Source organism: Novosphingobium sp. JCM 18896 (genome assembly GCF_025938095.1).
Taxonomy (GTDB): domain Bacteria; phylum Pseudomonadota; class Alphaproteobacteria; order Sphingomonadales; family Sphingomonadaceae; genus Novosphingobium.
On the sequence record NZ_JAPCZF010000004.1, the window covers coordinates 290,606 to 312,244 of the forward strand.

A 21,639-nucleotide genomic window follows, 5' to 3' on the forward strand; every position below is an offset into this window, starting at 1 on the left:
TCCTTTCCTTGGGGAGTTGCCCGCCCGGTCCGATCATGACGCGTAGCGGGTGAAAACGTAGTCGTGGTCCTTCACCAGGCCCTGGTGGCAGGCGAAGCAGGTTTCGTGCTGCGCACGATCGACGGGCTTGCCGTTGACGAAGCGGCCGAAGCCCCAGCCACCGGTGGCGGCATAGCGTTTGGCGTCCTTGACCATGACCTGGACAGTCGTCGCCGCGCCGGGGATCGAGGCCGGACCGAATTCGGGCGAAGGCACGTGCTTCCAGGCGAGTTTCACCAGTACAGTGCCGTCGGGGAAGGGCAGCTTGCCCTCGCGATAGGCTTCGATAGCCGTAGGGTTGCCCAGGGTGACGCGCAATTCGTCGAGCGGCGCGGCCTCCTGCGCCGGCGCGATCAGCTCCCAGCTGCGATAGCCTTGGGGCAAGGTCACGCCGTAGATCGGCGAAGCCAGCGGCGCGTCATGCGCATCCTCCGCCGCGGCCGAGGCGGTCAGGCCCGTGACTAGCACGGCGCTGAGGCCCAAACCGGCGACGGCGGCGCGCAGGCGGGTGATCGCGCGAGGCATCACAGTGCATCCACGTCGATCACGGCCTGCGCGAAGGCGGCCGGCGCTTCCTGCGGCAGGTTGTGGCCCACGCCGCCGGTGATCAGGCGGTGCGCGTACTTGCCGGTGAACTTCGCGGCATAGTTGGCCGGATCGGGATGCGGCGCGCCGTTGGCGTCGCCTTCCATCGTGATCGTGGGGATCGCGATGGTCGGGCCCGCCGCCAGCCGCGCCTCGAGCGCGTCGTATCGCGCTTCGCCTTCGGCCAGACCCAGCCGCCAGCGGTAGTTGTGGATGACGATGTCGACGTGATCGGGATTGACGAAAGAAGCTGCCGAGCGTGCGAAGGTCGCGTCGTCGAAGGCCCACTTCGGCGAGGCCTGTTCCCAGATCTGACGGTTGAAGGCATTGGTGTTGGCGGCATAGCCGGCGCGGCCGCGCTCCGTGGCGAAGTAGAACTGGTACCACCACTGGAGTTCGGCCTTGGGTGGCAGCGGCTTGGCATTGGCCGCCTGGCTGCCGATCAGATAGCCGCTGACCGAGACCAGCGCCTTGCACCGTTCGGGCCACAGCGCGGCCATGATGTCGGCGGTGCGCGCGCCCCAGTCGAAGCCTGCGACCACGGCCTGGCGGATGCCGAGCGCGTCCATCAGCGCGATGCCGTCCGCGGCGATCGCCGCCTGCTGACCGTTGCGGGGCCTCGCCGCGTCGCGGAAGCGCGTGCTGCCGTGGCCGCGCAGGTGCGGCACGATCACGCGATAGCCCCTGGTCGCCAGCATTGGCGCCACTTCGGCAAAGGCGTGGATGTCGTAGGGCCAGCCGTGAAACAGCAGCACCGGCTTGCCGCGGGCGGGCCCCATCTCGACGTAACCGATCGAGAGCGGCCCGGCGTCGATCTGCTTGAGGCCGGTGAACGGCGCTGGCGTCGCAGCGGCGACCGCCGATCCGGCGGGGGCCAGGGCAGCGGCGGTGACAAGCGTCGCCAGGCCGAGGAAATCGCGGCGCGGCAGGGCGGGGGCGTCGAAGGCGGTCATCTCGGGTCATCCTTCCGGTCGTGGTCTCGGCCCGACATCGAATAGGCCGAGCCGGTCTGAAGCGCCCGTTATGGCTTGTGAGATCGCGTATCGTGCCGGCTAACAGCACCTAACTGGCCGCGCGCACGCGAAGGGGCATTGTCGGGTGATCGCCGATGACCAGGAAACCGCCGTGCCGCCAAGTCCGTCCGAATGCACAGTCGTGCCGCAGCCCGTCATTGACCTGTACCCCGCGAGCGAGGAAAGCTCATACCAATGGATACTAGGGCGCGGGCGCCCAGCGCGCGATACCGCCAGGCCCAAGGCCCGGCGGGGCGCTAGTCGGAAGGCATCGGATTGTGGAGGACAGGCCTGCTCTTCCCCCGATCGGAGAAGTCGCCTTCGGCCCCTTCTGCCTGAATTCGCGCGAACGCTCGCTCACGCGCGACGGCGCGCGCGTCGAGATCGGCGGGCGCTCGCTCGACCTGCTGACCGCGCTGGTCGAGCAACCCGGTAAGGTCTTGTCGAAGCGCGAACTCCTGCAGCGCGTCTGGCCCGACGTCATCGTCGAGGACGGCAGCCTGCGCTTCCACATGGTGGGCCTGCGCCGCGCGCTGGGCGATGGCGAGGGCGGTGCGCGCTACATCGCGACGCAGGTCGGCGTCGGCTATGCCTTCGTCGCACCTGTCCAATCGCAGGGTACGCCGGCTTCGGCCGAACCGCAGCTGTCGCGCGAGACTTCGCCGGCGCGCAAGCCGGTCAACCTGCCGCCGCGGCTGTCGAAGCTTATCGGCCGCGAATCCGATCTGGTGCTGCTCGAAGCGCGCGTGGTCGAGACGCCGCTCTTCACGATCCTCGGCTCGGGCGGCGTCGGCAAGACCTCGCTGGCGATCGAGCTCGGGCATCGGCTGGTCGACCGGTTCGACGGCCAGGTCGTGTTCGTCGACTTCGGAATGCTCGAAAACCCGGCGCTCGTGCCCTCGATGATAGCCGGCGCCATGGGGGTGGGCGTGCTCAGCGAGGAGCCGCTGGCGGTGATCCTCGGGCACTTGCGCGACCTGTCGTTCCTGCTCGTCCTCGACAATTGCGAGCACATCGTCGAGCCCGTCGCGCGGGTCATCGAGCGCATCCTCGAAGAGTGTCCCGGCGTGCGGATAGTCGCCACCTCGCGCGAGCCGCTCCGAGTCCGCGAGGAGCACGTCCATCGGCTCCATGCACTCGACTATCCCGTGGATACGGGCGGTCTCTCGCGCGACGAACTTCTGGCCTATCCGGCCGTCCAGCTATTCTGGGAACGCGCCTCGGCCGCCGACAGCACGATGATGCTCGACGCCGAGGCCGCGCAACTGATCGCCGACATGTGCCGTCAGCTCGACGGCATGGCCCTGCCGATCGAGCTCGCCGCCGTTCGGGCCGCGACGCATGGCCTTTCCGCGACCGCGCGTCAGCTCGGCGAGCGTTTCAGTCTGGCCTGGGCGGGGCGCCGTACCGCGCAACCGCGCCAACAGACGCTGCAAGCCATGCTCGACTGGAGCCACGCTCTGCTCTCGGAGGCCGAGCGGCTGGTGCTCGCGCGGCTCTCGGTCTTCGTCGGTCCCTTTTCGATCGACGCGGCGATCGCCGTGGTCGGCGATGCGGCCATGGGCGCCGACGCTATCGTTGTTGTGCTCGACGAACTCGTTGCCAAGTCGCTGGTGGCGCCCAATCGCCTGCGCAACGGCACCTATCGCCTGCTCGAGATGACTCGTGCCTATGCGCGCGAGAAGCTCGCGGCGCAGGGCGTGGAGGCCGCCAAGGCCGTCGCCTGCCGTCATGCCGCCTTCTATCTGAGCGAGCTCGAAGCGATCCCCGAGGAGGGCGCGAACGCGCTTCGCGACATCGCGCCGCTGCGCCAGCAACTGGGCAATATCCGCAGCGCGCTCGACTGGTGCTTCGGCGAAAGTGGCAATCGTGCGATGGCCGTGCGCTTCGCCGCGGCGAGCGTGCCGGTGTTCCTCAACCTTTCGCATCTGATCGAATGTCGCGGTTGGTCTATGCGGGCGCTCGACTTGATCGAGAATTCGCGGCGCGGGACCGCGACCGAATTCGAACTGCAGGGCGCGCTCGGCCTCTCGCTGATGTTCACGCGCGGCAACAGCCAGGCGGCGGGAGCCGCGCTCGCCCGCGCGCTCGATATCGCGACCGCGCTCGGGGATCGCTGGAACGAGCTGCGCATGCTCGGCCGGCTCCACATCTTCCACGAACGCATCGGCGACTATGCCATCGCCGTCGACCATGCCGAACGAGCCGTGCGCGTTGCCGAGGAGATCGGCGAGCCCGAGGCCCTGGGCATCGCCTATTCGCTGTCGGGCATCTCGCAGCACCTGGCCGGCGATCAGGCGCGCGCGCGCCGCGAACTGGAGCTGTCGCTGGCGAACAGTCCCCCCTCGCAGCGCAACCGCACGATCCACTACGGCTTCGATCATCGCAACCGCTCGGGCATCGCCCTGGCACGCGTCTTATGGTTGTCAGGGCAGGCTGACCAGGGGCGCCAGGTTGCCGAGCAGACCCTGCGCGAGGCCGAGCGGCTCGATCATCCGGTGACTCATTGCATCGCGCTGATCTGGTCGCTGACGGTCCACCTCTGGAGGGAAGACTTCGCTTCGGCCGAAACCGCGCTCGCGGCCTTTGCCGATTGCGCCGAGGCCAATGCGCTGGAGCCCTACATCGCCGCGGCTGAGGGCTTCCGCGGCGAGCTGGCGATCGCGCGCGGGGTCACTGGCGAGGCGATCGATGCGCTTCGAACCAGCCTATCGGGTATGCGCGCGGCGCGTTACGAGCTGCAGACGACCTTGTTCTCGCTGGCGCTGGCGCGCGCGCTGAGGCTCGACGCGCGTCGTGAAGAGGCGCGCGAAGTCATCGACGCGACAGAGGTCATCTGCATCGCGCGTGGCGAGCTTTTCGCCATGCCCGAACTCATGCGGATCAAGGCCGAGATCCTGCGCGACGCCGGCGATCACGCCGCGAGCGAGGCGATGCTGCGAGAGGCGCGGGATCTGGCGCGGGCGCAGGGTGCGCTGGCTTGGGAACTGCGCGTCGCGACGGCGCTGGCATCCAACACTGAGATTTCATGACCAAGGCCCCGAGTTACGACGCCGAACTCGCGGCTATTCTTCCCGGCCTCGACGGCTTCGTGCCGCGCGGCATGACACTGGCCGACCTTCCGCGGTTTCGCGCGCTCAGCGCGCAGAGCCGCGAGGACCTGATCGGCGACGTCGCGGTCGATTGCATCGACATGTCGATCGCGGGCCATGATGGTGCGGAGCTGACCGTCTCGGTCATCACGCGGCGCGGAAGGACGGGGCGCGGGCCGAGCATCTACTGCATCCACGGCGGCGGGATGGTCATGGGCACGCGCTTTTCGGGCATGGCCCCGGCGGTGCAATGGGCGATCGAACACGATGCGGTCTGCGTCACCATCGAATATCGGCTGGCACCCGAGTTCCCGGCACCGATTGGCCTCGAAGATTGCTATGCCGGGCTGTGCTGGATGGCCGAGCAGGCCGAGGCGCTCGGTCTGGATCGTGAGCGGATCGTCGTCTTCGGTGGCAGCGGCGGTGGCGGGCTCGCTGCGGGTGTAGCGTTGCTCTCGCGCGATCGCGCAGGTCCGCGACTTCTCGGGCAATTGCTGCAATGCCCGATGCTCGACGACCGCGACCGGACGTCCTCGACGATTGCCAACGATGGCATCGGGGTGTGGGACCGCGTGAGCAATCGTACCGCCTGGCAAGCGCTCCTCGGCGAGCGTTACGGGGCCGCCGACATCGATCCGGCAATCGCACCGTCGCGTGCGATGGATTTGTCCGGGCTCCCGCCGACCTTCATCGACGTAGCCTCCGAAGAGGTCTTCCGCGACGAAGCGGTCGACTATGCACGCCGGATCTGGGCGGCGGGTGGCGCCTGCGAATTGCACGTCTGGAGCGGCGCCTTCCACGGATTTTACGACATCGCGCCGCAGACGAGGATCGCAAAGGAGTGCCTTGCGGCGCGGGATGCGTGGCTGGCGCGTCTGCTGACGCGATAGCTTAGAACGCCGACAAAGCTGTCCTTGGAGCCCCGGGTCCAAGATACCTGCTAGCGGTCATTCGACTTGCGATGCCAGGGCCACGCTGCAGCCGATCGAGTAATATTGTCCGACTTCTAAGCTCTAGGAAAACAACTTCGCAGTAAAATTTGTCCTTTTTCCAAAGATATGTCGACAGAGATCCAAATTTTACTAGCAATTTTCGATTGCAATTGATGAAAAATAAAGTAATAGATAGGGGTTGGAAGTCAATATTCGGGGGAATCATGAATAATTTTATGATCGCGCACTTCGGCGCATTCATGATGACAGCCTTGAGCATGAATCCTGCTCAAGCAGCCGACGACCCGGCACTTCCAGAACGTTTCAAGGCCTGCATGCGAGAGAGCGCTTTCGATACCACGAACACGCGGGTCTACGTCAAGTGCAACGACGCTGCGGCATCCGATTATTACGGACGGATATGGTTGAGTTTCTCGGCGCCAGAACTGGATGAATCTTATGTTGACAGTATGACAAGGTCCGAGAAGAGAGATTTTTTTGAGCGGGTTGCCAGCTTATTTGTTCGGAGGAGCAAGTCCGGTTCTCTGGTGGCTCGGATAGGTGTAAGCCAAAATGGTGGTCCTTCTACCGAGATAGCGGTAATCGAACTCGCTAGATTTTCACGCTCAAGTGGCGGATCCAGGGGCTTCGCGATCAATGAAAGCGGCGCCATCCTTAACTCGTTCCTCGGGCCCACTTTCATTGGCAGTTCAACTGTCACGGCAGTCCGGATCGATTTGCAGTTCCTTTCGCTGAAAACGAATAAGACTGCTATCGTGGACACATTCTTCAAAGCACGCGATGCGGCTGCGAAAGTTGCGTTGATCCGGAGCGTCGCTGACATTCCACAGGAAGCGCGTGACGCGCTGGTGCAGGTGGAGAATGCGATAGCTGCCACATATGATGCCCAGACCGAACGGCCACAGCCGATCTGGCTCACTTTTGATCGTCTATCGGCAAATGCCGTGCGTAAGACCGTGACTTTCCTCGATACTGCAAAAAAGCAGCCGGGTTTTCTATTTGTGGCAGTTTCCCGGTTGCCCACGATCCTCACGGAAGCGCCTGGTCCCGGGGAGAAGCTCGTTTACGGTGATGGGCGCTACTCGAGCGAAGTGGCCAATCGCATTCTTAATCAGCAAGTTAAAGGCAAGACCTTGCGTGAATATGTGCGTGAGAAGATGCCCAGCGACTACGAGGCCCTAGCCACCGGTGCGGATCCTGTTGCCTTTCTAGCGGCAGCTAAAGCGCTCAAGGCCGTTGTGGAAGGCAGTGACCTGGGTCTCAACGCAAGCGACCAAACCGCGGCGAAGTGGGCATTTCTCGCTCCTTCTGCACTGATGACCAATCCGGATGTGCGCAGAGCTTACATACTTGCCGGTGAGGAACACGACGGTACGCTTAAAGCGTATGGTCTGGGCTTGCCGCGAATAGATCCGCCTGCATTGACGTCGGCTGAAAAAGAAATTGTTGATGAGGGTGAGGCCTCGGCTGACCGTGCTCACGATGCAGAAGTCTTAGCGAACAACGCTGCTGAACGAGCTTCACTTGCCGCTGCCGAAACATTTCAGCCGGATATCGCGGGCAAACCTTCGCTCCGCCGTACGGAGCATCGGTCTGGCCTCTGGGATTATCGTGGTGAACCCAAGGTTGACGGTGCGACGTTTTATGGCGAGGTTGCAGCTTATCGATGGAATTCCACGGCAGCAATGGCGGCTGGTGCGGCGTCGGAAAGCTTTACAGGGGAGAAGTACCTCGGAATGCTGAGTACGGCAGGCAACGAACTCCGCCGTGCAGGCTACGGCAAAGTCAGCTTCGACGGTGATGCGGCCAAGGCCGGCATTGATTTCTACGCAGGTGAATTCTCAAGTGGGGCAATCAGCGGGTTTGGCCGTATGGTGTGGGCCGATGGGAGCGAATATCGCGGCCGCTTTGCGAGTGGTGCTCCTACCGGAGCTGGGCTCTACAAGAGTATCGATGGTGAAAACTACTTCGTTGAATATCTCAGTGGGGAGCGCAGACCTACCGCAATTCATCTCACTGGAAATGGGAAGCAGATCGCGGGAAGTTGGGCGGGTGATACCTTTAAAGCGCGTTAGGGCGATGCGGTGCTCAAAAACGAAGTGCGGACAGAGGGCATTCTCAGAACGCCAACATAGCCGATATTTCTGTGCCGTTCCGTTCGGGATGAAGGTAGTCCTTCGTCCATCATCGGCCGCGGTGGGATTATTTTTAGCCTCATGACGCTCGACTGCGAGATGTCGCTCAAGAGAAAGGATTGATGTAGCCTCGACGCGTGGCGAGCGTAACTGCATGGGTCCGGTCATGAACGCCGAGTTTCGTGAAGATCGCCTTCAACTGAGCTTTTATGGTGTCGTTCGAGAGGTTTAATCGCCAGGCGATCTGCTTGTTGGCGTGCCCCTCGGAAACGAGCCTGAGGATTTCGACCTCGCGATCGGTCAGCATGTCGTCGAGAGCATGGGTGGCAATGGCATGAGCGATGTCGGCAGAGATCGCTCGTCGGCCTGAATGAACGGATCGGATGGCGTCGATCAGCTCGAGACGAATTCCATTCTTGAGTAGATAACCGGCGGCGCCCGCTCTCATGGCGCGCGCTGCGTTCGCATCTCCGGGGTAGGTCGTCAGCACCAAGATGCGCGCGTCCGGCGCAAGGCTGCGTATCTCGGCGATCGCCTCGACGCCGCCCATGCCTGGCATCTGTACATCCATCAGCGTCAGATCGGGCGAAAGCTCGCGGAACTTCTCGATCGCCTCGATACCGTTCGACGCTTCGCCGACGGGCTCCATGTCGGCCTGCCGGCTGAGCAGCGCGGCGATGCCGTCGCGCACCATCGGATGATCGTCGACGATGAGGACGCGGATGGGCGGCGGCATCATGATCTCCCCGGTCGGGTAGTGCGGCGATCGTAGGCGATCGTACCCGGGATTGTCAGCAGGACTTCGGTCCCGCGATCGTTCTGGCGCCGGATCACGAGGCGGCCGCGCAGCCGCCTGGCGCGTTCCGCCATGCCGATCAGCCCATAGTGGCCCGCCTTGCCGCCGGCCGCCGCGATTTGCGCGTCTATTCCGCGGCCGTTGTCCGCGAAGCGGATCCGCAGGTTCGGCAGGTAGTGGATTTCGACCGTCACCTCGGTGGCGTCGGCATGACGTCGGATATTGAAAAGCGCTTCGCTTGCGATCCGCGAAATTTCGTCGAGCGTCGCCGGATCGAGACGTCGCGCCGCGGCGTCCGAGGAAATCGACACGCTGACGGCGGCGCCGAATTCCAGACGAGCGATAAGGTCGCAGAGCATCTGCTCGAGATCGCCATCCTGCTGCGTGCGCAGTTCGCGCACCCTGTCGCGCCCTTCGGCGATGACCTTGTCGGCCGTATCGATCGCGGTGATCAGCGAGGCGCGTTCGGGGGCGCCCTCCGGCAGATCGTCGGCGGCCAATTGAAAGCGAAGCGTCAGGGCCTGGACCGATTGCAGCAGGGTGTCGTGGAGTTCGCGGGCGATCCGCTCGCGTTCCTCGGCCCTCTCGGTCATCCGCATGCGGATGCGTTCGGCAACGCTGCGCAACCGCATCGAATAGGCAAACCACAGCAGCGCGAGCAGCGCGGCCGCACATAGCAGCTTGAAGGGCCAGCTCTGCACGAAAGTGGGCTCGATTTCGAAGTTCAGCGTGGCGCCCTTGCGGTTCCAGACGCCGTCGCTGTTTCGCGCGATCACCTGGAAGCGATACCGACCGGGGCTCAGGTTGGCGTAGGAAGCCGTCCGTCGAGCCCCCGCATCGACCCAGGCATCGTCGACGCCTTCGAGCCGGTAGCGGAAGTGCACGCGCTGCGGCACGGTGAAGCTCAAACCCGCATAGGCTATGTCGATCACGCGCGAGCCCTTGGGGAGGACGACATCGATCGGATCGCGCCATGTCCGCCCGCCGCTTGCGAGCGATCGGATCGTCACCGGTGGCGGGAGACTGTTCGGCTGGAGGTGTACAGGGTCGAAGAAGGCGGCGCCCTGGCGGTTGAGAAACCAGATTCTGCCATCGCCGCCAACGCCGCTTTGCGGGCCCGAAAAGCCGCCTTGTTGAACGGTGCTGGCCAGCCCGTCCAAGGCGTCGAACTTGGTGTAGGGCAGCGGCGCGCGCGGATCGTCGAAAGCGCGATCGAAATCGGCCGTGGCGACCTTGTATACGCCGGTGCGGCTGAACAGCCAGGTCGTCCCGTCGGCAGTCTGCTGGAGTGTCCGGATCCAGGTGATCCAGGGAAGGCGTTTCTCGTCGAGATGGCGCAGGATATTTCCGCGCCTGCGCACGAGGCCGGTGCTGCCGCTGATGAACAGGTCGTCCGAGCCCGGGCGATTTCCGGGCATCATCGCCCAGGGGGTGCCGACGCCCGTTGCCGCCAGGCCAATCCTCTCGAGCCGATCGCCATGCAGAATGGCGATGTCGGGCGGAACGATCAGGGCGAGATCGCCCTGCGCCGTCGTGGTCAGGTCCCAGATCTTGAGCTTGGCGAGCGCGCCTTCGGCCCGATGCCAGCCGGATGTGTCGCGCCACAGGAGGCCGCCGCCGGCGAGCCCGAGCCAGAGGCGGCTGCTACCGTCTTCGGCGCAGGAAATCTTCGCCTCGCCGCCCGGATAGCCTGGGGATCTGTCCGCTCGATCGCCGTGCACGCGTATCACCTGGCCGGGCTCGACGACCCAGACGCCCCCCGCACGAGCGGGGCAGATCGAGATCTCGTCGGTGCTCAACGTCAGAACCTGCCTGGCGGCGGCCTGCGGAGAAACGCGGAACAGCGTCCGGCGTGACCCGATGTAGATGGTCCCGTCGCTGGCGCGAGCCATCGCGAGCCCATGTTCGGGATCGGCCGGGACCAGGGTGTCCTGCTGGGCCGCGGCCCGGCGAAATTGATCTATGCCGCTTTCCGTCGTGATCCAGACATTGCCCTCGCGATCGATGAGCGACGCATAGGTCGTGTCGGACGTGAGGCCGTTTGCGGCACCAAATCGCTGGAGCCGCGCGCCGGGTGTGCCGGGCCGGGCCAGCGGATCGGCGATGTGGAACATGCCCGCCGCCGCGGTCGTGCCCCAAAGCCCACCACTGCCGTCGAAGCTTATGGCGGCGCGGACCACGCCTGGCACGGGCGGAAAGGCGATGCCCGGGCGCGCGGGCGCGCCGCGAGCGTCGAACAGCATGCGCGTGCCGTTGGCATCTGAGGCCCATAGCGCGCCACTGTGATCGAGCGCGATCTTGGGGCGTCCCGAGAGCCGCACGGGCACGGTTCGAAACCGTGTCGCACGCGGGGGCAGGAACGCCAACGCGCCGCTTTCACCATCCTCTGCGCTCAGTGCGGCCCACAGCCCGCCGTCGCGTGCCATGATCAGGTCCATGATGTAGCCGCTCGGCAGTCCCAGGGCGTCGTCCATGGACTCCCAGCGAGAACCGCGCAGCCGCTGCAGCCGCTTGTCGAGGCCCATCGAAGACGCCCAGACCGTGCCGTCGGGCATCTGGGCGAAGGCTGCCAGACCGCGCGGCGGATCGGGCATGTGCATGTCCTGCAGGGCACCATTGCGGTAGACGGCCACCCCACCTGTATCGCGCAGGCCGATCCAGAGCTCGCCGCGGGCGCTGACCATGAGCGCCGATGGCGACGCGTGCCGCTTGCCGGACCGTTCAGGCCAGTCGATCCGCTCGAAGGTCGCCCCGTCGAAGCGATAGAGCGCATCGCCGGCGAGCCACAGGTAGCCGTCCGGGGTCTGCGCGATCCTCAGGAGCCCGTCGGGGGCGCCGTCGTCAGCGGCGGCGCGGACGTGCTTGTAAGCCTCGAAACCCGGCGAGGGCATCTGCGCTATGCCGCCTGAGCTCCCGAGCAGCGAGACCGACGAAAGCGCGAGCGGGCCAATTCTGGTCAGGCACGACCGGATCATTCGACTGGCCTCTATCGCATCGCCGGAGGCGCTCGCCGCCCTGCCGTGCAACGCGTATCGCCAATGCCCGCGGCCGCGACAATCACCAATCGTCGCGGCGTCAGGTCCGCGCAGAGCCGAACGCACGCAGGATCGGGCGCGGGCTGGGGTCATTCCCCGCGCGTTGCGGCCTTTTCAATCACTGCCGCCACCGCGGCCGGCTGCGAGATGTAGACCGCATGGCTGGCGGCGACCTCGGTCGCGATCGTCCCCGAGCGCTTGTACATCTGCCGCTGCAAGTCGGGATTGAGCGACCGATCCTGCGTGGCGATGACGGCATAGCTGGGCCTCCGCTTCCACGCCGGCGTCGTGACCTTGGCCGAGGCGGCGCGGATCGAGAGCGGCACCTGCGATCGCGACATGCGCGCCGCAACGTCCGCGGAGAGATCGGCCGCGAAGTCGGCGCGGAAGGCTGCTGGTGCGATGAACAGGAAACCGTCGGCCGTCGGCGTCACCGCGGTCGAGGCGGGCGGCATGCTCTCGCCCAGCGAGGCGAGACTTTCGCCGCTATCGGGCTGGAAGGCCGCGACATAGACCAGCGCGCTGACGTGGGCATTGTTGCCCGCCTCGGTGATGATGACCCCGCCATAGCTGTGGCCGACGAGCACAGTCGGGCCATCCTGCATGTCGAGCACGCGGTTGGTCGCCGCGATGTCTTCCTCGAGCGAGGTCTCGGGCTGCTGGACGATGGTGACGCGGTAGCCGTCGCGCTCGAGGATCTGCGCGACCGCATTCCAGCCTGAGCCGTCGGCGAAGGCGCCGTGGACGAGGACGACGTTGCGCACCGGCGGGGCGGCTTGGGCTTGCGAGACGGTAGCGGCGCCCAGGAGGGCACCGATCACTAGGCGTAGGGACAATCGGGTCATGAGCGGCGCTCCTGGTCAGGGGTGGATCGAGGAAAAGACGATCTCGGCGAAACCCGCCTTCGTCGTTTCGCGGTTCCAGTTGCGTTGCAGTTCGCAAACAAGCTGGATCCAGGTGATGGGTCTGGCGCCCGCCTGGACGATCCGCTCCAGCCCGGTGCGATGCGCAGTAGCTGACGTGCCGCCGACCGCATCCACGACCGGATAGACCTCGAAGCCCTCGCGCAGGGCGTCGAGGGCCGGGAAGGTCAGGCAGACCTCTGTCCATAGTGCCACCATGATAAGCTTGCGGCGTCCGGTCGCCTTGACCGCGGCGACGAAATCCTCGTCCTCCCAGGCGTTGATAGCGGTCCGGTCGATCGCTTCGACGTCGTCGAGCACGGCGGTCAGTTGATGAATCGTGGGCGTGTTGAGGCCAGTCGCCACGTTGACGGTCGAAAGCACCACTGGCAGGCCATAGAGCTGCGCCGCCTTGGCGACCGCGACGACGTTGGCGATCAGCTCGCGGCGTTCCATCGAGACGATCGAAGCGACCTGGACCGGCTGAAAATCGATGATTACCAGCGCCGCGTTCTGCGGCGTCAGCAGGTCGTCGGCGATCGGATCGCGGATGGCGTTCGGGGAGGTCATGGCGGAACCCTTCAGCGGACTTCGGTGTAGTGGGTGTCGGTCGGGCCCTGGCCCGTGATGTAGACCACCGCCGGCTCGTCGCGCGTCAGCGCGAAGTGCGGTACCGCGGCGGGCTCCGTGTAGAAGCTGCCCGGTGGCAGCAGCTTGACCTGGGCCTCTTCGGCAGCCGCGCCATAGCCGAAGAACCATTTGCCGCTGACCACGATCGCGGTTCTGTCGTCGCGATGCGTATGGGCGGCGATCCGGGTGTGCGGCGGCACGCGGATCTCGATCGTATAAGGGCCCGCGGCGCTCGGATCGCCATTGAGAACGGTCGTGCGGATCCCGGTGACACCGGAGGTGCCGGGGCCACCGCCGCCCTTGGTGAGCGCGGCAATGTCAGCGGGCGACAGGCGGGCCTGCGGCGTCCCGGCGGAGGCGGGGACGCCGAACAGCGCGACCGCGAGCGCCGCGGCACAGCTAAGCCGGCCCGTCATTGCCCGCTCTTCAGAAAGGTCACCACCCGCGTGACCGTGCCCGCGGGGTTCTCCTCCATGATCCAGTGCCCGGAATCGGGCACGACGCCTTCGGTCACGTTCGTTGCGGCGGCGCGCATGACCGTGGCCATCATCGGGCCGAACGACTTCTCGCCGCCGAGCGCGAGGATCGGCATCTTCAGCTTGTTGCCTGCCGCGAGCCAGGCGCGATTGTCGGCGGTGTCCTGGTCGAAGGCGGCGAACTGCGCGAAGCCGGAGTGCATCGCGCCGGGGCGCGCGTAGAGCGCGGCATAGTGCTGGCGCGAGGCCTCGTCGAAACGCGCCGGATTGGCCGAGAACTCGTTCCAGAAGCGATCGAGGTAGATCCGCTCGCGTCCCGCGACGAGCCGCTCCATATCCTTGCCGCCGAAGCGGAAGTGCCAGAGCAGCGGCATCTTCAGCACTTCATCCCAGGGGCCCACACCCGGCACCGGCGCATCGATCACCACGAGGTGGCCGATCCGGTCGGGCTGCTGCGTGGCGAGCGCGAAGGCGACCATGTTGCCGATATCGTGCGCGACGACGTCGTAACGCTCGATGCCGAGGGCGGCGAGCAGGCCTTGCATGTCGCGACCCTGGGTCATCTTGTCGAAGCCGCCGGCCGGATGCGACGAGAGCCCCATGCCTCGCAGGTCGGGAACGACGACGGTGTGATCGTCCTTCAGCGCCGCCGCGAGCGGGGACCACATGTCACCCGTTTCGCCATAGCCGTGGAGGAGCAGAACGGCAGGCCCTTTGCCGCCCACGCGAACATGGAGCGTCACGCCGTTAGCGGTGATGTCGCGTGACTGGAATTGCGCGGGGTAAGACGGAACTTCGGCGGCTATGGGTGCCGCGAGGAACAGCGCGGTTGCCCAAAGAGCGGATTTGAACATCGTTTCTCCTTTGGGCTGCGGGGCCCTGGTCATTGCGGTGTCCAATTTGCCCCGCAGGCCAGTCCGCTCTCAATCCCCGGTCGGGCCTCCAGGTTTACCCGAATGGGTATTTCTAGTGGGCATGTCGGTATTGGCGGCTACCGCGACTTTGGCGCCGTTCGGGCGCTCCTTTGAACTCCTTGAAGGCAACCGTCAGTCCGCTCTTGCCTTTCCGGAGACCCGGGTGTCAGGAAGCGCGATGTCACCGCACACTCGCGCCATGATTGCCGCCGCAGCTTTCGCCTATGCCACCGGCCAAACAGTCGCTGGCGTTCACGACCATGCGGCGGGCCGGGACCTGCGGATCGGAGCTGAAGCGCGTGGTGCTCACCTCCAAGGCTATGACGGCGATCGCTCAGCCAAGTTCGGCGGTACGCTTCCCGAACTCTACGATGGCGGTGACAAGGCCTTCGTGACCCTTGAGATCGATGGCCTGAACGCGAAAGGGTATGATCGGGGTTCGTCGAGCCACTATTCGCTGACGATTACCGACCAGATCGTCCAGCTATACGACCATGGGCAGGCGGAGTGGTTCAACTACAGTATCCAGTCCGCCTGAGCGCTGGCCTGCAAGCAACTCCTGCGATTGTGGCGGCGACGATGGCGGTGCCGACTTAGCGGACTCGAGCCCGAAAGCCTTGTCGTTGAAAGCGGCTGCACGTTCAAAGACGAGGCCGCCTAGACAGCGGGGATCGCGGCATGTTTCGCGCGGCGCCAGCGCGTGTAACCCATTGCGGCCAGAACGATCATCGCGGCGTAGAGGCCACCGGTCAGCCATAGTCCCTTGATCGCGAACATCCCGACATAGCAGGCATCGACAACGATCCACAGCAGCCAACTCGCGGCATGGCGGCGCGCCGTCCAATACTGGGCGACGAGGCTGAAGCTGCTGAGCGTCGCATCCATCCACGGCAGGGCGGCGTCGGTGTAGCGACTGATGATCCATCCAATGGCCAGGGCGCCGGCTGCGCCAATCGCGAGGCCAGCGCAGGCCTGCCCCGGCGTCAGCGTCTCGACGACGATTTCGCCGTTCTCTTCCTTGCCGCGGGCCCAGACGATCCAGCCATAGAGGATCGCAATGCCGAACAGCGCCTGCAGCACCATGTCGGAATAGAGCCGCACATCGAGGAAGATCTTGAAATAGAGCGCGCAGGCCAGGAGGTTGACCGGCCAGCACAGCACCCAGCGCCTGGCGGTGAGCCAAATCCCGAGGAAGCTGACCGCGACCGCGATGATCTCGAGCGTGGACATCAACTCGAGGCTCCGCTTGCGAGGTCGCGTAGAAAGGTTCGGCCTTCCGGCCCCAAGAACCAGTCCGCGTGGTCGACGAGATAGTCCTGCCAGGCGACCTGCGCCTGTGCGTCGTCGCCGACGATGCCGGCGAAATAGTCGGCTTCGGACAGCGCGAATTCGATGTGGATCAGCGGCAGCAGTCGAAGAACACCGGCGACGTCATCTTCGGTCAGCGCGATGACCGAGCGGTAACCGGCGAGGATCGCCAGCGCGGTCTCGACGTCGGCGGCGCTGCCGCCGGCGAGTTCGAGCCAGGGGATCGCCGTCCGTTCGATCGCGGTCGCCAGATCGTGCAGCGCGCAGGTCGGCGCCGCCAGGCCGAAGTCGAAAATGGCGCTCGCCGTGCCGTCTTCGGACCACAGGATGTTGGACGGGTGCCAGTCGTTGTGCGTCCACAGGCGCGGTTGGCGCTCCAGCAGGTCGGCAAGCCCATCGGCGAGCGCCGCGAACAGCCGCGCCAGTTCTGCGCGCCATGGCTTGCCTGCCAGGAATTCCTCGAGCGCCGGCCGCGCGGCGACATAGGCTTCGGCTGCAGCGATCGGATCGTGCGCCGGCAGGATGGTCAGGCTCGAGACGAGTGGCCAGGCTCCGCGCTCGCCGGCCGTGAAGCCGCACGCGGCCTGGTGCAGCCGGGCCAGTGCCACGCCCGCCGCATGCGCATGGCCGGCGGACAGGAACGGCGTCCAGCTCTGCCGGTCGCGATAGAGATCGAGGCCCGGCGCCTTGCGATGGAGTTCATAGGTCCAGTCGCCGTGGCTGACGGCGGTCACACCTTCCGCCGATGCCAGGACCTCGGGCACCGTGAGTCCCGCGGATCGCAGGTGTGCGATGAAGGCGTGCTCCTCGACCAGCGCCGCGACGCTCCGCAGTCGGCTGTGATGGCGCTTGAGTACGAAGTCGCCGCATTCGGCCGCCACCAGCGTCGCCGCCGAGAACGGGCGCGGCGAATGCCAGCACAGGCGTTCCACCCGGCCGGCTTCGGGAAATAGCGCCAGCACGGCCTCGGCCTCGTCTGCCGTGATCACGGGCCAGGTCGGCGCTTCCATCGCCATGCCCATGCCATGCACCAGGTGGCGGGCAGGGGGCGCGGCGCCGCTCATGGTCAGAAGGCGCGCGACAGTGTCGCCACGAAGGCGCGGCCACTGCCGATGTAATAGCTGGGCGCCGAACCGGCGATCACCGTGCCGTTGCGCCCGATCGTGTCCTGCGCATTGTTGGCGATCGCATAGACGCCCGACAGCACCTTCGGATTGGTCACGTTGATCGCGTTGAGCCGCAGGTCCAGCGGCTTATCGTCGACCAGGCCGGCCAGGTGCAGGCCGATCGACAGGTCGAGCGTCGCATAGCCCTTGATGCTCTCGTCGTTCATGAACGTGGCATACTGGCGGCCGACATATTTGAGCGCGGTGCTGCCGAACAGGCGGCCGCGATCATAGGTCGTACCGAAGCCGAACTGGAAGCGCGGTGCCGATACGGCGCGCTTGCCTCTGGTCGGCAGGAGATCGCCCTCCACCGGCAGATCGTCGTTCAGCCGCGTGTGCAGGTATTCGCCCGAAAGATAGAGGCTCATGCCGCGGGCCGGACGCCAGTCGATCTCGCCGTCGAGCCCGTAGGACGTCTGGCTGCCGGCATTGATCGTCGAATTGACCAGGGCGCCGCCGCTGTTGACCACCGTTGCGACCTGACGGTTGCGGAAGCGGTAATGGAAGCCGGTGACCGAGTACGACAGGCTGGGGCCGATGTAGCGATAGCCGATCTCCTGCGAGACCGAATATTCGTTCTTCAGCGCCCCCGCACCCTGGCCGACGAGCACGCCGCCGTAGTAGCTGTCGTAGAGCGCGAACTCGTTGGGCGTGCGGAAGTTGGTGGTGACGTTGGCGAAGAGCTGCTGCCGGTCGTCGAGCTGATAGTGCACGGCCGCGCGGGGCAGGGCAGCGAAAGCGTCGAACTGCACTTTCGACTGGGGCCCTGGCAGGTAGTTGCGTCCATTGCGCAGCAGGTGAACGCCCTTGAATCCCACGTCGATGCCCAGCCTGGGGGCGACGGCGATGCTGTCGGTCAGGAAGAAGCCCTTGGTCACGGTGACCGTGCGCTGGTTCTCATAGGCGAGCAGGCGGCCGTCGGCGGTGCGGATGGCCTTGTCCTGATAGCCCCAGGCATCGAGCGGACGGCCCTGCGCATCGATCGAGGTATAGGACTGGGTCACCCGGTCGGTGCCGTAGTCGAACCACAGCCCGGCGGTGATCCGGTGCGCGCCCGCTTCGTAGGTCAGCTTGGCGACTTCGCCGAAGCGGCGCTGCTGGCCGGTCCAGTTGCCCAGCACCGTCGCCACGCCGTTTACCGCGCCGGGCAGCGCGATCGGCTGGGTCAGTTCCTCGTTGCCGAGGAAGTTGCCGGTCTCGGCCAGCTGCGTGCCGTAGGGCGAATTGCCGTGGCCGAACTGGATATAGGTCGTGCTGTCGAAAGCGACCTTGTCGCTGATTTTCAGGTGCACCGGCGCCGCGACATAGAAATTGCGGAAGGGGCCGCGGTAGAGCTTCCAGTAAGCGGTATCGCCCGGGGTGTAGCGCTGCGTGAAGTTGAAATCGCGGCCGACCGCCTGCCAATCGGCCAGGGTCGGCGCGGGATAGGTCGAGGTGATGGCGTCGTTGTACGAAAAGGCGATCGAGGCGCGGTTGCCGTCACCCCATTCGCGCAGCAGCTTGCCGTCGACGTGCTGGCGCTTGTCGAAGCCGGCGCCGCGCCAGTTGTCGGCGCGGTTGTTCGAATAGGAAACGAAGGCCTTGAGCCCGGTCCGGCCGATCTCGCCGGTATCGAACCGCACGAAGCCGCGCCGCTCGTTGTAGGAACCCAGTGACAGGTTGACCAGGCCGCCCATCGCGGCCTTGGGATCGTCGAGCGTCAGCGACAGCAGCCCGCCCACCGCCGCGACGACGGGCGCATCCATATCGACGGCACCCTGGGCGAGCCTGATCTGGCGCACGTTCTCGGCATCGGCGAATTGCGAGGGATAGGCATAGAAATAGCCAATGTCGTTCTGCGGCGCGCCTTCCATCAGCACGCCGATCGCATCCTGGCCGATACCGCGCAGGGTGATCCCCGAACTGGCAGACAGACCATAGGGATCGCTCGTCGAGACATTGGCGCCCGGCAGCAGGTTGACGAGCTGGAAGGCGTTCAAAGTCGGCGCCTGCTTGGTGATGAAGTCCGCCGAGATGGCGCTGACCGCCTTGGGTTCGGTCTGATCGGGCAGGAGGCCTTGCGGATCGGGATAGCCGACAACCTGGATATTGGCGGGATCGTCGTTGTCGGCTTCATCGGCGTGTGCCGGGGGGGCGGACAGCAGGACCGGCAATGCGAGCGCGGACAGGGTAAGGCGGGTAACGGTAAAGGGCACTGTTTGACGTCCACTCCATGGAGGGACAACGGCATGCCGCCAGCCCTCCCTACGCCGGTATCAGCCGGATCAGGTTCAGCGGGTCGCGGCCTGCTGGCCACATCTCAGCCGCGCATGAGCGGCTCCCCGGGGATGCGGCTCCCTAGGCGCGGCGAGGCGGAGTGGGAAGTGCTATTTGTCCGATGCTTTGACGGTGGGGTGCTAGCGACGGAATTGGCCAGACTATGTCGTCTTGGGTAGGCCGCGCCCGCCGATATTGCGGACGTTGAGCGAGCCTTTGTTTTTTCTTGAAACCCGCCTTTCGTTCACGAAGCAGGCTTTTCGGATCGAGCGACGGTCCTTCGGTCTGGGGCGAGGTTCGGTCAGCGCTCGCAGCACGGTCGACAGTGCCGCAGCTTCCTAGGGATTAGCACCGACTTTCTGGCGTTCGGAAGCGGTCGCTCGAATGTCCTTCCAGCCGCGGACGTTGCGACTGGTTTCGGTACGGAACGCTTCTAGCTGCGCTTCCAGCCTCGTCCGCTCGTCGGGGTGCCGTGCGGACACGTCGTGCGCCTCGTTGTCGTCCGCCAGCGAATAGAGCGCGGGACGTGCGGCCCCGCCGCGGGGAGGTGAGATCAGGGTTCTGTCGACTACGGGGTCCCGGAACTTGAACGCGCGGTCGCGGACGGCCTCGTACTGGCCGCTCCAGGTCGAAACATAGAACAGGTTATCGTGGAGCGATTGGCCGCCGCTCAGGATAGGGGCCATGTCGGCGCCGTCGATGACGCGGTCCTGGGGTAAACCTATTCCGAGGTTGGACAGGAGGGTTGGCAGGATGTCGATGTTCATCGCCATCTCGTCGCTCGTCGTGCCGGGAGTGGTTCGGCCCGGCCAGATCACGATCGCGGGAACGCGCATGCCGCCCTCGAAGGTCTCGGTCTTGCGGCCACGCAGGGGGCCGACGCTGCCATCGAAGTCGCCGCCATTGTCGCTGGTGACGATCACGATCGTATTCTCGTCCAAGCCATGTTCGTGCAGCTTCGCCATGATCCGACCGACCTGATGGTCGAGATCCTCGACCACGTCGCCGTAGGTGCCGCCGGCCGAGACGTCCTTGTGTCGCGGATTGGCGACGTGCGGCCAGTGCGGCGCGCTGAACGGCACATAGGCGAAGAACGGTCGCGCGGCGTTGCGATCGAGGAAGCCGATGGCCTCGTCGGCGATCCGTTCGTTGATCGTCGCCTGGTCCATCTGCGCCGCCGGGGTGACGATCTCGTCCCCGCGCCAGACGTTGGTCGGGTTCATGTCGTTGCTGTAGAGCAGGCCGAAATAGTCCTGGAAGCCGAAGTCGGTCGGCCGGTGGCCGGGAATGTCGCCGAGGTGCCACTTGCCGAAGGCGCCGGTGCGATAACCGGCGCGTTGGAGCACTTCGGGGAGCAGGATCTCGTCGCGTGGCAGCGCGTTCGCCCAGCCGCGGCTCGCGCGCAGCGCTGCCGTGGGCGTGCCGGTGGGCATGTAGACGTGGTTCGCGGCGTGGGCACGCGTCGGGTAGCGGCCGGTGAGGAGCGCGGCGCGCGACGGCGTGCAGACGGGCGAGCTCGAATAGAACTGGTTGAACTTGAGCCCGCGCGCCGCGATGGCATCGACGTTCGGCGTCTTGATCAGGCGATTGCCGTAGCTCGACAGGTCGCCCGCACCGAGATCGTCGAACAGGATCAGCAGGATGTTCGGTTGCTTGCCCCGCAACGGCTTCACGCCGTCGAGGTAGGCGGCCTTGTGCGCCAGATGTTCGGGCGCAGGTTCCACGTTGAGCGCGGCGGCGCGGCGGATGAGGTCGTTCGGCCGTAGCTGCAGGGCACTCGTGGCGCTGCCTCGGGACGGAACTTCGATCGTCCGCGTTTCGCTGGCGAGCCCCGCGCTCGTCACGGTGATACGGATGGGGCCCGCGGGAAGCTGCACGATGCGGAAGCTGCCGTCCGCCCGCGAAATGTCGCCACGCTGGAGATCGTCTACCAGCACCCGCGCGCCGGCCAGCGGCTTGCCGTCGGGGCCGGTGAGGCGTCCTTCGATTTCGCCGGCATGAGCCGCACCGGGCAGTGCGATCGCCGCGGTGCCGAGAAGCAGGGGGCCAAGAGCGCGCATGGGGGAACTCCATCGTGAGCGCGGCGCCAAAGGGCACCGTCGAAGCGGGTTTTCGAGATCGTGCGGGGGGCGGGGTGCCTGGCGTGGTCGCCTGGGCAAGGGCGCAGGCTAAGGGATCGATCGCGCCACTGGCAAGCCGTCGTCGGGACAAGCTTCGCTTTCGTGGCGTTTAGAAAAACTCAATTGTCCTATAAATCTACTATATCGATAGACATTCGTGTCCATCAGGACGGGACCACCCGACTGACCAGCTTAAAAGCGTTCAGGAAGGGTTTGTTT

The 21,639-nt window shown here is 65.5% G+C and carries 16 protein-coding genes and 1 riboswitch; of the genes, 4 read left to right on the plus strand and 12 right to left on the minus strand.

Annotated features, from left to right (window positions below; genetic code table 11):
• Nucleotides 1–33 precede the first annotated feature (33 nt).
• Both OLX23_RS16070 and OLX23_RS16075 read right to left on the minus strand, forming a co-directional pair.
• Nucleotides 34–564, minus strand: coding sequence for a cytochrome P460 family protein (locus tag OLX23_RS16070; protein ID WP_264446028.1), 531 nt, complete (start codon nucleotides 562–564; stop codon nucleotides 34–36).
• The gene (locus tag OLX23_RS16075; protein WP_264446029.1) at nucleotides 564–1,577 is read right to left on the minus strand and encodes an alpha/beta fold hydrolase; all 1,014 of its coding nucleotides are present in this window, start codon (nucleotides 1,575–1,577) and stop codon (nucleotides 564–566) included. The genes OLX23_RS16070 and OLX23_RS16075 overlap by 1 nt, the downstream gene beginning before the upstream one ends.
• A gap of 338 nt (nucleotides 1,578–1,915) precedes the next feature.
• Here OLX23_RS16075 and OLX23_RS16080 point away from each other — a divergent pair, with 338 nt between their 5' ends.
• The 3 genes from OLX23_RS16080 (at nucleotide 1,916) to OLX23_RS16090 (ending at nucleotide 7,757) form a co-directional block, all read left to right on the plus strand.
• Nucleotides 1,916–4,669 (plus strand): ATP-binding protein, encoded by a 2,754-nt coding sequence (locus tag OLX23_RS16080; RefSeq protein ID WP_264446030.1) that lies wholly within the window; start codon nucleotides 1,916–1,918, stop codon nucleotides 4,667–4,669.
• Nucleotides 4,666–5,619 carry an alpha/beta hydrolase gene (locus tag OLX23_RS16085; protein ID WP_264446031.1) on the plus strand — a complete coding sequence of 318 codons (954 nt, stop codon included), beginning with the start codon at nucleotides 4,666–4,668 and terminating at the stop codon, nucleotides 5,617–5,619. The genes OLX23_RS16080 and OLX23_RS16085 overlap by 4 nt, the downstream gene beginning before the upstream one ends.
• A gap of 215 nt (nucleotides 5,620–5,834) precedes the next feature.
• Nucleotides 5,835–7,757: a hypothetical protein gene (locus OLX23_RS16090; protein WP_264446032.1), complete on the plus strand. Its 1,923-nt coding sequence runs from the start codon at nucleotides 5,835–5,837 to the stop codon at nucleotides 7,755–7,757.
• A 166-nt stretch (nucleotides 7,758–7,923) separates the two neighbouring features.
• Here OLX23_RS16090 and OLX23_RS16095 read toward each other — a convergent pair whose 3' ends face one another.
• The 6 genes from OLX23_RS16095 to OLX23_RS16120 form a co-directional block, all read right to left on the minus strand.
• A complete protein-coding gene (locus OLX23_RS16095) occupies nucleotides 7,924–8,556 on the minus strand; it encodes a response regulator transcription factor (RefSeq protein WP_264446033.1) in 633 nt (210 codons plus the stop codon).
• The gene (locus OLX23_RS16100) at nucleotides 8,553–11,588 is read right to left on the minus strand and encodes a sensor histidine kinase (RefSeq protein ID WP_264446034.1); all 3,036 of its coding nucleotides are present in this window, start codon (nucleotides 11,586–11,588) and stop codon (nucleotides 8,553–8,555) included. The genes OLX23_RS16095 and OLX23_RS16100 overlap by 4 nt, the downstream gene beginning before the upstream one ends.
• Before the next feature lie 149 nt (nucleotides 11,589–11,737).
• Nucleotides 11,738–12,493, minus strand: a complete 756-nt coding sequence (locus OLX23_RS16105) for an alpha/beta fold hydrolase (RefSeq protein WP_264446035.1) — start codon at nucleotides 12,491–12,493, stop codon at nucleotides 11,738–11,740.
• Nucleotides 12,494–12,508: 15 nt separating this feature from the next.
• A complete protein-coding gene (locus OLX23_RS16110) occupies nucleotides 12,509–13,120 on the minus strand; it encodes an isochorismatase family protein (protein ID WP_264446036.1) in 612 nt (203 codons plus the stop codon).
• A gap of 11 nt (nucleotides 13,121–13,131) precedes the next feature.
• Nucleotides 13,132–13,596 carry a cupin domain-containing protein gene (locus OLX23_RS16115; RefSeq protein ID WP_264446037.1) on the minus strand — a complete coding sequence of 155 codons (465 nt, stop codon included), beginning with the start codon at nucleotides 13,594–13,596 and terminating at the stop codon, nucleotides 13,132–13,134.
• On the minus strand, nucleotides 13,593–14,510 hold the full coding sequence (locus OLX23_RS16120) for an alpha/beta fold hydrolase (protein WP_264446038.1): 918 nt from the start codon (nucleotides 14,508–14,510) through the stop codon (nucleotides 13,593–13,595). The genes OLX23_RS16115 and OLX23_RS16120 overlap by 4 nt, the downstream gene beginning before the upstream one ends.
• 121 nt (nucleotides 14,511–14,631) lie before the next feature.
• On the opposite strand from OLX23_RS16120, the gene OLX23_RS16125 reads away from it, so the two are divergent.
• On the plus strand, nucleotides 14,632–15,108 hold the full coding sequence (locus tag OLX23_RS16125; RefSeq protein WP_264446039.1) for a hypothetical protein: 477 nt from the start codon (nucleotides 14,632–14,634) through the stop codon (nucleotides 15,106–15,108).
• Nucleotides 15,109–15,227: 119 nt separating this feature from the next.
• On the opposite strand, the gene pnuC is transcribed toward OLX23_RS16125, so the two are convergent.
• The 4 genes from pnuC to OLX23_RS16145 form a co-directional block, all read right to left on the minus strand.
• Entirely contained in the window at nucleotides 15,228–15,800 is a 573-nt protein-coding gene (gene pnuC / locus OLX23_RS16130; protein ID WP_264446040.1) for a nicotinamide riboside transporter PnuC, read from the minus strand.
• A complete protein-coding gene (locus OLX23_RS16135) occupies nucleotides 15,800–16,942 on the minus strand; it encodes a phosphotransferase enzyme family protein (RefSeq protein WP_264446041.1) in 1,143 nt (380 codons plus the stop codon). Before OLX23_RS16135 ends, pnuC begins: the two co-directional genes overlap by 1 nt.
• 2 nt (nucleotides 16,943–16,944) lie before the next feature.
• Nucleotides 16,945–19,239 carry a TonB-dependent receptor gene (locus OLX23_RS16140; RefSeq protein ID WP_413629898.1) on the minus strand — a complete coding sequence of 765 codons (2,295 nt, stop codon included), beginning with the start codon at nucleotides 19,237–19,239 and terminating at the stop codon, nucleotides 16,945–16,947.
• Between the two features lie 29 nt (nucleotides 19,240–19,268).
• Nucleotides 19,269–19,378, minus strand: a riboswitch (TPP riboswitch).
• Nucleotides 19,379–19,638: 260 nt separating this feature from the next.
• Nucleotides 19,639–21,360, minus strand: a complete 1,722-nt coding sequence (locus OLX23_RS16145) for a sulfatase-like hydrolase/transferase (RefSeq protein ID WP_264446042.1) — start codon at nucleotides 21,358–21,360, stop codon at nucleotides 19,639–19,641.
• Between the last annotated feature and the right edge of the window lie 279 nt (nucleotides 21,361–21,639).